Raw genomic sequence first — 12,439 nt, 5'->3', positions numbered from 1 at the left:
AGAAAGTAAGATGTGGTATACTTATTCAGTTCACGACTACGGAACAAATGTTCCTGGTTGAATAATAAAAAATAGATAAGGATAAACATATGCAGATAGAACATTTTATTAATCAGATTGATCTGACACTGGATCCACCGGCAGAGGAACCACTGCGTCAGTATTATTTTATAGCAAAGGCTCGGACTTTGGTGGCTCAAATGGAGAAAGAAGCAGGTAGAAAGATGACGTTCTGCGTGAATACCTTTGGTTGTCAGATGAACGCCCGTGATTCTGAAAAATTATGTGGTATTTTAAATGCCATCGGGTATCAGGAATCTGAATCTGAGGATGCGGATTTTGTTATTTATAATACCTGTACTGTTCGTGAGAATGCGAACAATAAAGTATACGGACGGCTTGGTTATCTGCATGGATATAAGAAAAAAAATCCACACATGATGATCGCACTGTGCGGCTGTATGATGCAGGAGGAGAAAGTTGTTGCAAAAATCAAACAGAGTTATCGTTTCGTAGATTTGATCTTTGGTACACACAATATTTTCAAGTTTGCGGAATTGCTGGTACAGTCCATTGAAAATAATAAGATGGTTGTGGATGTGTGGGAAAATACCGATCAGATTGTAGAACAGCTGCCAAATGAGCGTAAATTTCGTTTTAAGAGTGGTGTTAACATCATGTTTGGCTGCAATAATTTCTGCAGCTACTGCATCGTGCCGTACGTAAGAGGCCGGGAGCGAAGCAGAGAGCCGCGGGAGATCATCCGTGAAATTGAGAACTTTGTGGCGGATGGTGTTGTGGAAGTTATGCTGCTTGGACAGAATGTCAATTCTTATGGAAAGAATCTGGATCAACCAATTACTTTTGCACAGCTTTTGGAGCAGATTGAACAGATTGAGGGACTGGAACGGATCCGGTTTATGACTTCGCATCCGAAAGATCTCTCGGATGAACTGATCGCTGTTATGGCAAAATCAAAGAAAATCTGCAGACATCTGCACTTGCCGTTACAGTCCGGCAGCAGCCGTCTGTTAAAAATCATGAATCGTCATTATGATAAGGAACAGTATCTGACGCTGGTGGAGAAAATCCGTGCTGCAATGCCGGATATTGCGCTGACCACAGATATCATTGTGGGATTCCCGGGTGAGACAGAAGAAGATTTTGAGGAAACCATGGATGTAGTACGAAAAGTACGTTACGATAGTGCATTTACTTTTATTTACTCCAAACGTACCGGTACTCCGGCGGCAAAAATGGAAGATCAGGTGCCGGAAGATGTGGTAAAAGTAAGGTTTGACCGTCTGTTAAAAGAAGTACAGGAGATTGCGGCAGAAAAATCTGCGGTATTGACCGGTCAGATACAGGATGTACTGGTGGAGAGCGTCAACCACCAGGATGACAGTCTGTTAACCGGACGTCTCGGCAACAATAGTGTCGTTCATTTTCCTGGAAGCAGGGAGCTGATCGGCCAGATCATTCCGGTCCGTCTGGATGAATGTAAAGGTTTCTATTATATTGGAAGCAGGGCATAACCATGGACAAAAAAGTCGGTAAAAAAGAAATTTTATTATTGCTTATTATCTTTGCAGCAGCAGTGATTGGGTACTTTGTGTTTCAGAAACTGCAGAGTACACCCGGCGCACAGGTAAAAGTGACGGTGGATGGAACGGTGTATGGTACTTATGACCTGTATACGACAGGGGAGAAAGCAAAGAAGATTCAAATTAAAAATGCGGATGGTACTGTGACAAATACACTTGTAATTGAAAACGGAAAAGCAGATATGATTTCGGCAGATTGTCCGGATAAGTTATGCGTAAATCAGCATGCGATTTCATCGAATGGGGAAACTATTGTATGCCTGCCAAACAAAGTGGTAGTGGAAGTGGAAGACGGGGAAGAAGCCCAGTTTGACACCCAGACAAAATAACAGAACGAATAAAATTAATATAGAGGCATTTCAGCAATCTGTGTAATCAAGATTTGGGTGTTTTGACACCCTGATCAGAAATAAAAAGACAGATTAAAAAAGAAAGCGCCTCTAAGATGGAGTTTTTTGATGTATTCATATATAAAAGGAACTTTGGAAGAAATCAGCGAAGACCAGATCGTTGTGGAAAATCATGGAATCGGGTATAATATCCGGATTTCAGCCAGAATGTTGGACGTACTTCCAACCAGAGGGGAAGAGATTAAAATCTATACTTATCTGTATGTAAAGGAAGATGCCTTTTCTCTGTTCGGATTTCCAAGCAGAGATGAACTGGAGATGTTTAAATTGCTGATCAATGTCAGCGGCATTGGCCCTAAGGGCGGTCTTGCAGTGCTGTCAGTGCTGTCAGCTAATGACTTGAGATATGCGATTGTAGCAGAGGATGTTAAGACGATATCTAAAGCACCTGGTGTTGGAAGCAAGACGGCAAAACGGCTAATCATCGAGCTGAAGGATAAGATTGATCTGGAGGAAGTTATTGAAAATGGATTTGAACAAGTGGAAGCATCCAATCCTGTATCCGGCAGCAATAACCGTATCCGAAAAGAAGCCGCAGATGCATTGGTTGCCCTGGGATACAGTGCTACAGAAGCCTCAAAAGTGCTTTCCGGCATTGAAATTACAGAAGACAGTGATGTGGAACGTGTGCTGAAGGCAGCACTGAAAAATATGGCATTTTTATAGATCGTATTTCAGTTTGATATGAAAAACGTATTTCTGCCTGAAGCAGGGATTCTGTTAAAAACGACTAGAGTGATTGAAACGAGGAAATTCATGGAAAAACGAGTGATTTCGACGCAGGTTCAGGAAGAAGATATGCAGACAGAATTCAGTCTGCGCCCAATGTCTCTGGAAGAATACGTCGGACAGGAAAAAATAAAAAGCACGTTGCGTGTATATATAGAGGCGGCATGTCAACGACAGGAACCGTTGGATCATGTGCTGTTTTACGGTCCGCCGGGACTTGGTAAAACAACGCTTTCCGGGATTATTGCCAATGAGATGGGTGTACATATGAAAATCACCTCAGGACCGGCGATCGCAAAGCCCGGAGAGATGGCTTCTATTTTAAGTAACCTGCAGGAAAATGATATATTATTTGTGGATGAGATCCACCGGTTAAACCGCCAGGTAGAAGAGGTATTGTACCCGGCGATGGAAGATTATGCCATTGATATTATGATCGGAAAGGGGGCTTCTGCCCGTTCCATCCGGTTGGATCTTCCAAAATTCACGCTGGTGGGAGCAACTACCAGGGCAGGACTTTTATCTGCACCGTTGCGGGATCGCTTTGGAGTGATCCAGCATCTGGAATTTTATACTCCGGAGGAATTGCAGACCATTATTGTACAGTCTGCAAAAAAACTTGAGGTGGAGATAGAGCCGGAAGGTGCTGCGGAACTGGCAAAACGATCCCGTGGTACCCCACGTCTGGCAAACCGTCTGCTGAAACGCGTCCGTGATTTTGCACAGGTAAAATATGATGGTGTGATTACGAAGGAAGTAGCTTCTTTTGCATTAGATCTTCTGGAAGTGGATCGCTGTGGATTGGATAAAAATGACCGGCTCATTCTGATGACGATCATTCAGAAGTTTGGGGGCGGTCCTGTGGGACTGGAGACGTTGGCAGCAGCTGTAGGCGAAGATTCCGGAACGATTGAGGATGTGTACGAACCGTATCTGGTGAAAAATGGATTTTTGAACCGGACACCGAAGGGGAGGGTGGCGACCGCTCTTGCCATCGAACACTTTAAACAGTAAAATGCGGAATCGAAGCAAAAAGAAGGGAATGGAAATGACAAAGAAATCAATGGTGCAGGTTGTGATTGGCGGAAAAGTGCTGACTATGGGAGGATATGACGATGAAACCCATATTCAGCGAATTGCATCCTGTGTGAACCGGGTAATGCGGCAGATGGAAGATGCGGACGAATATCGTTGCCTTCCGGCTGATCTGAAACCAATCTTTATTCATATCAATATTGCAGATGAGTTGGTGACGGCACAGGAACTGATTGACCAGCTGGAACAGGAGCTGCAGGAAAAGGAAAAAGAACTGGCGGAGCTGAAACAGGAACTGGCAGAGACAGAAGTAAGACTTGAAAAACTGGAAGGACATAAAAAGTGATGAAACATGAATTGTTATCACCGGCGGGTTCTCTGGATATCTGCAAGGCGGTTATAAATGCAGGGGCAGATGCAGTGTATCTCGGAGGCGATAAGTTTGGTGCACGGGCATTTGCAAAGAATTTTACACAGAGTGATATCCGGGAGGCTTTGGATTTTGCACATTTACGTGGAAAAAAAATCTTTCTTACCGTAAATACATTGTTAAAAAACAAAGAAATTGAGACGGAACTATTTACTTATCTGAAACCGTTGTACGAATATGGTCTGGATGCTGTGATCGTGCAGGATTATGGTGTATTTCAGTTTATTTACAGAAATTTTCCCAGTCTGGCATTACATGCAAGTACCCAGATGTCTGTGGCAAATGTAGCCGGCGCGAAATTCTTGATGGATCATGGCGCAGAGCGGATCGTTACAGCCAGAGAACTTTCCAGTGCGGAAATCCGGCGTATTTATGATGAAACGGGTGTGGAGATTGAAAGCTTTATTCACGGGGCATTGTGCTATTGTTATTCCGGACAGTGTCTGATGAGCAGTATGCTGGGTGGACGCAGCGGTAATCGTGGACGATGTGCACAACCCTGTCGTCTTGCGTATCAGGTGACGGATGACAGAGGAAATGTACTTCATAAAAAAGAAAAATATCCGTTGAGCCCAAAAGACCTGTGTACGATTGAACTGTTACCGGAGCTGTGTGAATCCGGTATTTATTCTTTCAAAATTGAAGGAAGAATGAAAAAACTGGAGTATGCAGCCGGAGTGACTTCTATTTATCGAAAATATCTGGATTTGTATGAAGAATCACCGGAGGATTATAAAGTAGAAGCAGCTGATATGGAGCGTCTGCTCTGTCTTGGAAACCGGAATGGATTTACAAAAGGTTATTATGAAATGCGAAACGGACGTTCCATGATGACATTGACGGATTCTTCTCACAGCAGCAATGATGCAAAAACAGCTTATGAAGCGGCAGAGGAACGAAAACTGCCGATTGTTATGCGTGCTGTCGTGCATGCAGAAAAACCAATGGAATTGTCTGCTGCTGTCTGTGAGCAGGAGACAATGCAGGGGAACGGAGCACCGGTGAAAACAGAAAGCCTGATGTGGGGCATGGCGACTGGCGCCTGCCCGGGACAGGCACAGAATCGTCCGTTATCCAGAGAAGAACTGGAAAAGCGCCTACGCAAGACCGGAGATACACCATTTGTGGTGACAGACATAGATATTGATCTGGAAGACGGGCTGTTTGTTCCGGTGGGACAGTTAAATGAGCTGCGTCGCAGCGCATTGGAACAACTGCAGGAGCAGATGTTGTCTGTAAGTCGCAGACCGTCTGTAGGTGAACAGAAGCAAAATCCATATCAAACAGAAGAACCAGCTTCTTTGAAAAAGAGTCGTCAGCCATTTTTGAATGTATGGATTTCAACAGAAAAACAGCTTCCACTGTTGCTGAAGCATCCGTATGTGGCAATGGTCACGTTAGATGGATGTGGAAATGCTGCAAAACTTGCAGAACAGATTCATCAGGCGGGAAAGCAGACAGCCTATGCATTACCTCATGTGTTGCGGGAAACTTCTGAACAGCTTCTGGAAAAAGGCATGGATTGGAAACAGTTTGACCGGATCTGGGTGCGCAGCTATGATGGCATTGGATTTGCAAAAGATACACTTGGTATTCCGGTGGAAAAATTGGCATTGGATGCCGGACTGTATGTTTTTTCCAGGGAAGCGTCAGCAGATTTTCTGGCAGAAGGATTCGTCGGATATACGGCTTCCATGGAATTAAACCACAAGGAACTGACACATATGGAGAACAGCCAGGCAGAGCTGATGCTGTATGGTTATGCACCGCTGATGGTTTCTGCCCAGTGTGTTTATAAAAATTATGCATCCTGTATAAAAGAAAGGAAGAATGGCAGTAAATCGCAGCCGGAGCATCTGTATCTGAACGATCGTTATCAGAAACAATTCGAAGTGTCAAGAAACTGTACACATTGCTACAATGTGATCTATAACAGCCAACCGACCAGCCTGCTCCACCAGGCGCGGGAAATTCGCGGTTTAGTTTTCGGCTCTTACCGGATTGTGTTCCGGAATGAAACTGAGCAGGAGCTACAATATATATTACAGCAATATACGGATGCGTTCGTAAACGGAAAAGAAATTCTTCCGCCAAAGGAAGGAACTTTTACAAACGGACACTTCCGTCGTGGTGTTGATTAGAAAAAAAGGAGAAGATATGATACATTTGATCACAGAATTATCCAAATATGTGATGATCATTCTTTTTGCAATCTATACCTGGTACAGTTATGTGGTATTGGCAGTCAGAAATGAGGAACGGCAGAAACGGATGTACAAGACGCAGACGACCTGTATGTTTCTCATTCATCTGGATGCTTTTATGGTATTGTTTGCGGTGACGAAGGAACTGAAAGTATTGATTTTTTATGGCGCGCAGGTGCTGTTTGTGCTGTTTTTGTTCCTAATCTACCGGATTGTCTATAAAAAAGCGGCACGGCTTGTTATAAATCACATGTGCATGCTGATGCTGATCGGATTTATTATTCTGACAAGACTGAATTTTGACAATGCGGTGCGGCAGTTTGAAATTGCCGTTGCAGCAGCAGTGGTATCGGCATTTGTTCCGATGCTGGTGCGGAAATTAAAGTTTTTGCGCAAATTTACGTGGTTTTACTGCGCCGTAGGTGTTGTAGCTTTAGGGATTGTGCTTGTGATGGGAAAAATGAGCGGCGGTGCACATCTGTCTTTTACTGTGGCAGGTGTGACATTGCAGCCGTCGGAATTTGTAAAGATTATTTTTGTATTCTTTGTGGCCTGCATGCTGTATGAGGCGACGGATTTTCGCCAGGTATGCATCACGACCATTGCAGCAGCAGTTCATGTGGGAATCCTTGTATTGTCCACAGATCTTGGTGCGGCATTGATTTTTTTCCTGACTTATGTGGTCATGTTGTATGTGGCAACGAGGAAGCCATCGTATTTTTTCGGCGGTCTTGGTGTGGGATGTCTGGCGGCACTGGTCGGTTCGAAACTGTTTTCTCATGTGCGGGTTCGTATTGAAGCATGGAAAGACCCATTTGCGTCGATTCATGGTGGCGGATGGCAGGTAGCACAGGCGCTGTTTGCCATTGGAACGGGTGGATGGTTCGGCCTTGGGCTGTATCAGGGTATGCCGGATAAGATTCCGCTCGGGGCATCTGATTTTGTGTTTGCATCCATTTCCGAGGAGATGGGTGGTGCTTTTGCCGTGTGCATTGTGCTGGTATGTTTCAGTTGTTTCCTCATGTTTTTAAATATCGCCATGCAGATCAAAGATCAGTTTTATAAGTTGATCGCACTGGGGCTTGGCTGCGTGTATGGTGTGCAGGTCTTTCTGAATGTGGGTGGTGTTATCAAATTTATTCCGTCCACAGGACTAACACTTCCGTTGGTCAGCTACGGCGGAAGTTCCATTTTGTGTACTATTGTCATGTTTGCCATTATTCAGGGACTGTATATTATGCGGCAGGACGAAGAAGGAGAATTGAATGAGCAGAAAAATCGAGGACGAAAACAGAAAAAGAACGACCGGACGAAGAAAAATAGCAGCCGGAAGCCGAAGAACAAATCAGGTCAGACAGGGTATAGAGGTCATGAATCTGGATCAGAAAGAAACGGAACGTCCTCGCAATTCAATGAGGAGATCGAAGAAATCTGGTAGAAATCTGGAATTTTTGATCATTACCTATTTATTTTTGGCAATTTTTATCGGAATGATCAGCTATTTTATTTATTTCCAAATGGTGAAAAGCGAAAGTGTGATCAATAGTTCCTATAATTCCCGTCTGGATCTGTATGCGGAGCATGTAATCCGTGGAGATATCACTACTGCGGATGAAACAGTACTTGCAAAGACAACGGTCAATGATGATGGAAGCGAGACCCGGGAATATCCTTACGGCAGGATGTTTGCCCATGTGGTGGGATATACAAACAACGGAAAAGGAGGACTGGAGTCCCAGTATAATTTTAATCTGCTGCGTTCTCATTCTTTTTTCCTGACACAGATTATCAATGATCTGAAAAACAAGAAGAATATCGGAGATACGCTGGTCACAACGCTGGATTATGATGTCCAGGAGACTGCGTACAAGGCATTGGGAGACCGGGACGGAGCGGTGGTTGTCATGGAAGTAAAGACAGGCAAGATTCTGGCACTGGTGTCAAAACCGGACTTTGATCCGAATACGCTGGCGGAACGGTGGGATGATATTGTGTCAGATGAAAACAGCAGTGTGCTGTTAAACCGTGTAACATCCGGATTATATCCGCCGGGATCAACCTTTAAGATTTTTACTACACTGGAATATGTGCATGAAAATTCAAACTATCAGGATTATAGTTTTGACTGTGAAGGTGAACTGAATGTGGATGGCAATGAGATCCATTGTTATCATAAAGCGGTTCATGGAAAGGAAACGCTGAAGGATTCCTTCGCGAATTCCTGTAATACTTCTTTTTCAAATATCGGTTTGTCGTTGGATATTTCCGGTTTTCGTAATCTCTGTGAGGATATGCTGTTTAATAAGAAACTGCCGGGCAGTCTGGCTGGCAGCAAGAGCAGCTTTACACTGACAGCAGATGCGGACAAAGGCAAGATCATGCAGACTGCGATCGGTCAGGGTGATACGTTGGTGTCTCCGCTTCATATGGTCTTTGTGGCAGGAGCTATCGCCAATCAGGGTATTGCCATGGAACCGTATGTGGTGGATCATGTGGAAAATGACGGTGGTGTACATGTCAAGAATTATAAAGGGAAAGAATACGGGGAACTTCTGTCTGCTTCCGATGCGGCACTGTTGCAGGATTATATGCGCGGCGTGGTGGAAAACGGAACCGGAAAAAAATTGAACGGTCAGAGTTATACTGCTTATGGAAAAACCGGTTCGGCCGAGTATAACAGTGCTGGAGATAGTCACGGATGGTTCGTCGGATATGGAAGCAAGGAAGGGTACAAAGACATTGCGATCGCAGTGGTTGTAGAAGATGGCGGTTCCGGAAGCCAGTCAGCCGTGCCTGTGACAAAACAGATATTTGACGTATATTTTAACAAATAAAGCAATGGGAAGGTATTGCAAGTTAACCTCAAATAGCGTATACTTAAAAACAGATTTGAGACCGCATCGGGAGGGCTTGCAATGATAGAAGCAACCAGTTGTGGCGGTGTGGTTATATTCCGTGGAAAGATTCTGTTATTGTATAAGAATTATCGTAACAAATATGAAGGATGGGTTTTGCCGAAAGGAACGGTAGAAGCCGGCGAGGAGTATAAGGATACTGCTGCAAGAGAAGTCAGAGAGGAGACTGGCGTAGATGCCTCCATTATCAAATATGTGGGAAAGAGCCAGTATACATTTACTGTTCCTGAGGATACAGTGGAAAAACAGGTGCATTGGTATCTGATGATGGCAGACAGTTATTATAGTAAACCGCAGCGCGAAGAATATTTTGTGGATTCCGGATACTATAAATATCATGAAGCTTATCATCTGCTGAAATTTGCAAATGAGAAACAGATTCTGGAAAAAGCTTATAATGAGTACCTTGATTTGAAACGGAGCAATCTGTGGGGAACAAAAAAGTATTTTTAGAATCCGGGAAAAACAGAATTAGCAAAACAATCTTTTCCAGATGGTTTTGTTAATTCTGTTTGCATATAAGCAAAAATATCAGTCTAAAATAACATTGAGGAAACATTTGGATGTATTGGTATAACTATTTGTATGCAGATAAGAAAGTGCATCATATCAGTCGCTTGAAATATAAGATTGAAAAAGGGATGCCGCATAAAGGTGTGTATCTCATTCATTTACCGGAATGCGGGAGCACGCTGCTGGAAGTGATTCCAAGTGTCCTGCTGCAGCAGAGTCACTATCCTAAGGAGTCGCTGTGTATTGTGGGAATCGGCAGCAGCAGGGGAGCCGCATTGGAACTGATCCGGAAGATCATTGATGAAGTTTACCGGGAACAGGGAAATTTTGACATTCCATCGTATCTGCAGATTGGTCGAGGATCTATGCCGGAGAGCGGGGTGACGCAACCATGATGATTTTTATGTTAATATTAAAGATAATCGGCATCGTGCTCTGCGTTATAATCGGAATCCTGGCTATCATCCTGTTTGTGCCGGTTTGTTATAAGGTAGATGCGGATATTGATGAGATGGATTATACGGTCCGTGCCCGTTGGTTAGGCTGGCTGATCCGGTTTGAATTCCGCTGGAAAGAAAAAGCACATGCTGTGCTGAAAATCTTGTGGTTTGTGATTGATTTGACCGATCCTGAGGCGGTGGCTGTCAGAAAAGCAAATAAGGAAGTAAAAGCCCGGAAAAAGCAGGAAAAGAAGCAAAAGAAGGAAATGCGCAAAAGCAGGAAAGAGCAGCGTAAGAAGCGGAAAAAAGAAGTACAGCAGGTATCAGAACAGGAAAAACGTGCAAAGCAGCGGGAAGAGTTTCGAAGACAGCAGGAAGCAGAAGAGCTTTCTGATGCAATAGAAAATGCACAGGATTCAAAAGGGAAAACAGCGGAAGCAGAACCTGAGATGGCGGGAACAGATGTAAATGCTGAAAAATATACATCTGAAGTGAATGAAAAAAATGCTTCAGAAGAACCAGATATTCTTAAATCAAAGTCAAAAGCCGGGAATGGTGCAGAAGAAAAAAAGTCTGTATTGAACAAATTGAAATCTGTTCAGGAAAAGACCGGTTCCGCGAAAGAAAAAATAAATAATGGCATAGCAGTTTTTCGCTTTTTGCGGGAACAGGAACTGATTCCGGCTGTCTGGACAAAGTTAAAAACATTTTTGCTGCATATCCGGCCCAGAGTATTGCAGGGGCATCTTCAGTTTGGCTTATCTGATCCGGCAAATACCGGACAGGTACTGGGTGGAATTGCGATGATACCGTTTTTGTATCAGACAGAGCTGCAGATCAAACCGGATTTTGAAGCAGACGAAAATTATATAAAAGGACAGTTATACACACGAGGGCATATATGCTGTATTCATCTGGTGGTATTGCTTATCAGATTGTTACTGGACAAGAAGCTCCGTGGTGTGATCCACATGATAAGAGAGAACAAATAACAGGAGGTATTGGAAAATGGCAGAGAATAAAAATACATTTCAGACAACCGTAGAATCTCTGATGAAAGGAATGGACAGCTTTGTTTCTTCCAAAACAGTCGTCGGTGAGCCGATCCAGGTCGGAGAAACCATCATTCTTCCGTTGGTGGATGTGTCTTTTGGTATGGGTGCCGGTGCATTCTGCGGAGAAAAAAAGAAAAACAGCGGTGGTGGTATCGGGGGCAAGATGTCTCCGAGCTCCGTTCTGGTGATCCAGAATGGAAGTACCCGTCTGGTCAGTGTGAAAAATCAGGATGGTATTTCAAAGCTTCTGGATATGATTCCGGATTTTGTAGATAAATTTATGAAAAAAATGGATGAAAAGAAGAATCCGGAAGAGGCCGCTGCCAGAAAAGAGGCAAAAAAGGAAGCTGCAGAAGAAATGAAAGATATGCTGGATATGGAGGAAGACTAAATCCGGACAGAATTTTTGAAGAGATATAAGTAATCTGGAAGAAAATAATTTGTTGAATCATAAAATCCCCCGCAGTATCGTAGGATAGAGCAGGGGATTTTTTATGTGTAACAGAACATCAAAACAACTGGCTGGATTTATCCTGTTTTGGATTGGTATCGGTATGATTGTGATGCTGTTTATGCCAAATGATTTTGTTGGGATATTGATTTCCGGCGGATTCCTGTTGCTGGGATACACGTTGTATCAGATGTAAGATACATCTCACAGCAGGGACATTTTCTATCAAACAAGAAAGTGTGCTATCATACACTCTCGCAGACAAAATCATCAACAGCACATCTTTCTTGTCCGCGCCGAACACGCTTGCGAAGCAATCATTTCTTCTCGTGCGAGTGTGCATTGTTTGCACGAAGTGCTTTTATTTGATAGGAAATTCAACGTAATTTCCTATCAAATAAAAATAGCTGGCAGATATCTGCCAGCCATCTCAATGTTTTTCTTATGCTCTTTCAACTTTGTTGGATCTCAGACAAGAAGCACAAACGTATAATGATTTTGGAGTACCATTAACATTACATTTAACTTTCTTGATGTTTGATTTCCACATTCTATTAGATCTTCTATGAGAATGACTCACATTGTTTCCGAAATGAGCGCCTTTTCCACAAACACTGCACTTTGCCATGATTGCACCTCCTTGTGTTTACTAA

14 protein-coding genes are annotated in these 12,439 nt (G+C 43.5%); 13 read left to right on the top strand and 1 reads right to left on the bottom strand.

Going from position 1 to position 12,439, the window contains the following annotated elements:
• Positions 1 to 89 precede the first annotated feature (89 nt).
• From miaB to HMPREF0373_RS17040, 13 genes are all read left to right on the top strand, one after another.
• Positions 90 to 1,535 (top strand): tRNA (N6-isopentenyl adenosine(37)-C2)-methylthiotransferase MiaB, encoded by a 1,446-nt coding sequence (gene miaB, locus HMPREF0373_RS11745; protein WP_021739945.1) that lies wholly within the window; start codon positions 90 to 92, stop codon positions 1,533 to 1,535.
• A 2-nt stretch (positions 1,536 to 1,537) separates the two neighbouring features.
• Positions 1,538 to 1,933 (top strand): NusG domain II-containing protein, encoded by a 396-nt coding sequence (locus HMPREF0373_RS11740; RefSeq protein WP_021739944.1) that lies wholly within the window; start codon positions 1,538 to 1,540, stop codon positions 1,931 to 1,933.
• 129 nt (positions 1,934 to 2,062) lie between these two features.
• Positions 2,063 to 2,680, top strand: coding sequence for a Holliday junction branch migration protein RuvA (gene ruvA / locus HMPREF0373_RS11735; RefSeq protein ID WP_021739943.1), 618 nt, complete (start codon positions 2,063 to 2,065; stop codon positions 2,678 to 2,680).
• Positions 2,681 to 2,770: 90 nt separating this feature from the next.
• On the top strand, positions 2,771 to 3,757 hold the full coding sequence (ruvB, locus tag HMPREF0373_RS11730; RefSeq protein WP_022036724.1) for a Holliday junction branch migration DNA helicase RuvB: 987 nt from the start codon (positions 2,771 to 2,773) through the stop codon (positions 3,755 to 3,757).
• A gap of 34 nt (positions 3,758 to 3,791) precedes the next feature.
• Positions 3,792 to 4,124 carry a cell division protein ZapA gene (locus tag HMPREF0373_RS11725; protein ID WP_022036723.1) on the top strand — a complete coding sequence of 111 codons (333 nt, stop codon included), beginning with the start codon at positions 3,792 to 3,794 and terminating at the stop codon, positions 4,122 to 4,124.
• Positions 4,124 to 6,349, top strand: coding sequence for a peptidase U32 family protein (locus HMPREF0373_RS11720; protein WP_021739940.1), 2,226 nt, complete (start codon positions 4,124 to 4,126; stop codon positions 6,347 to 6,349). Before HMPREF0373_RS11725 ends, HMPREF0373_RS11720 begins: the two co-directional genes overlap by 1 nt.
• Positions 6,350 to 6,365: 16 nt before the next feature.
• The gene (locus HMPREF0373_RS11715; RefSeq protein WP_044964205.1) at positions 6,366 to 7,850 is read left to right on the top strand and encodes an FtsW/RodA/SpoVE family cell cycle protein; all 1,485 of its coding nucleotides are present in this window, start codon (positions 6,366 to 6,368) and stop codon (positions 7,848 to 7,850) included.
• A complete protein-coding gene (locus tag HMPREF0373_RS11710; protein WP_409337768.1) occupies positions 7,732 to 9,246 on the top strand; it encodes a peptidoglycan D,D-transpeptidase FtsI family protein in 1,515 nt (504 codons plus the stop codon). The genes HMPREF0373_RS11715 and HMPREF0373_RS11710 overlap by 119 nt, the downstream gene beginning before the upstream one ends.
• Before the next feature lie 81 nt (positions 9,247 to 9,327).
• Positions 9,328 to 9,780, top strand: a complete 453-nt coding sequence (locus HMPREF0373_RS11705) for an NUDIX hydrolase (RefSeq protein ID WP_021739937.1) — start codon at positions 9,328 to 9,330, stop codon at positions 9,778 to 9,780.
• Between the two features lie 110 nt (positions 9,781 to 9,890).
• On the top strand, positions 9,891 to 10,235 hold the full coding sequence (locus HMPREF0373_RS11700; protein WP_021739936.1) for a hypothetical protein: 345 nt from the start codon (positions 9,891 to 9,893) through the stop codon (positions 10,233 to 10,235).
• A complete protein-coding gene (locus HMPREF0373_RS11695; protein WP_021739935.1) occupies positions 10,232 to 11,272 on the top strand; it encodes a DUF2953 domain-containing protein in 1,041 nt (346 codons plus the stop codon). The genes HMPREF0373_RS11700 and HMPREF0373_RS11695 overlap by 4 nt, the downstream gene beginning before the upstream one ends.
• 16 nt (positions 11,273 to 11,288) lie before the next feature.
• On the top strand, positions 11,289 to 11,726 hold the full coding sequence (locus HMPREF0373_RS11690) for a GerW family sporulation protein (RefSeq protein WP_021739934.1): 438 nt from the start codon (positions 11,289 to 11,291) through the stop codon (positions 11,724 to 11,726).
• 103 nt (positions 11,727 to 11,829) lie between these two features.
• Complete coding sequence (locus HMPREF0373_RS17040) at positions 11,830 to 11,982, top strand: hypothetical protein (protein WP_022036715.1); 153 nt, start codon at positions 11,830 to 11,832, stop codon at positions 11,980 to 11,982.
• Between the two features lie 246 nt (positions 11,983 to 12,228).
• Here HMPREF0373_RS17040 and rpmB read toward each other — a convergent pair whose 3' ends face one another.
• Positions 12,229 to 12,414 (bottom strand): 50S ribosomal protein L28, encoded by a 186-nt coding sequence (gene rpmB, locus HMPREF0373_RS16545; RefSeq protein ID WP_021739932.1) that lies wholly within the window; start codon positions 12,412 to 12,414, stop codon positions 12,229 to 12,231.
• Between the last annotated feature and the right edge of the window lie 25 nt (positions 12,415 to 12,439).

This window comes from Eubacterium ramulus ATCC 29099 (assembly GCF_000469345.1).
GTDB lineage: Bacteria > Bacillota > Clostridia > Lachnospirales > Lachnospiraceae > Eubacterium_I > Eubacterium_I ramulus.
The sequence above is the reverse complement of the archived record's forward strand: the minus strand, read 5'-3'. Positions and strand labels throughout refer to the sequence as shown.

What these genes read in the sequence shown, in the direction of transcription:
- miaB (WP_021739945.1), top strand. Translation starts at nt 90, where the DNA reads ATGCAGATAGAACATTTTATTAATCAGATTGATCTGACACTGGATCCA.
- HMPREF0373_RS17040 (WP_022036715.1), top strand. Translation starts at nt 11,830, where the DNA reads ATGTGTAACAGAACATCAAAACAACTGGCTGGATTTATCCTGTTTTGG.
- HMPREF0373_RS11690 (WP_021739934.1), top strand. Translation starts at nt 11,289, where the DNA reads ATGGCAGAGAATAAAAATACATTTCAGACAACCGTAGAATCTCTGATG.
- HMPREF0373_RS11715 (WP_044964205.1), top strand. Translation starts at nt 6,366, where the DNA reads ATGATACATTTGATCACAGAATTATCCAAATATGTGATGATCATTCTT.
- HMPREF0373_RS11720 (WP_021739940.1), top strand. Translation starts at nt 4,124, where the DNA reads ATGAAACATGAATTGTTATCACCGGCGGGTTCTCTGGATATCTGCAAG.
- HMPREF0373_RS11695 (WP_021739935.1), top strand. Translation starts at nt 10,232, where the DNA reads ATGATGATTTTTATGTTAATATTAAAGATAATCGGCATCGTGCTCTGC.
- ruvA (WP_021739943.1), top strand. Translation starts at nt 2,063, where the DNA reads ATGTATTCATATATAAAAGGAACTTTGGAAGAAATCAGCGAAGACCAG.
- HMPREF0373_RS11705 (WP_021739937.1), top strand. Translation starts at nt 9,328, where the DNA reads ATGATAGAAGCAACCAGTTGTGGCGGTGTGGTTATATTCCGTGGAAAG.
- HMPREF0373_RS11700 (WP_021739936.1), top strand. Translation starts at nt 9,891, where the DNA reads ATGTATTGGTATAACTATTTGTATGCAGATAAGAAAGTGCATCATATC.
- HMPREF0373_RS11740 (WP_021739944.1), top strand. Translation starts at nt 1,538, where the DNA reads ATGGACAAAAAAGTCGGTAAAAAAGAAATTTTATTATTGCTTATTATC.
- HMPREF0373_RS11725 (WP_022036723.1), top strand. Translation starts at nt 3,792, where the DNA reads ATGACAAAGAAATCAATGGTGCAGGTTGTGATTGGCGGAAAAGTGCTG.
- rpmB (WP_021739932.1), bottom strand. Translation starts at nt 12,414, where the DNA reads ATGGCAAAGTGCAGTGTTTGTGGAAAAGGCGCTCATTTCGGAAACAAT.
- ruvB (WP_022036724.1), top strand. Translation starts at nt 2,771, where the DNA reads ATGGAAAAACGAGTGATTTCGACGCAGGTTCAGGAAGAAGATATGCAG.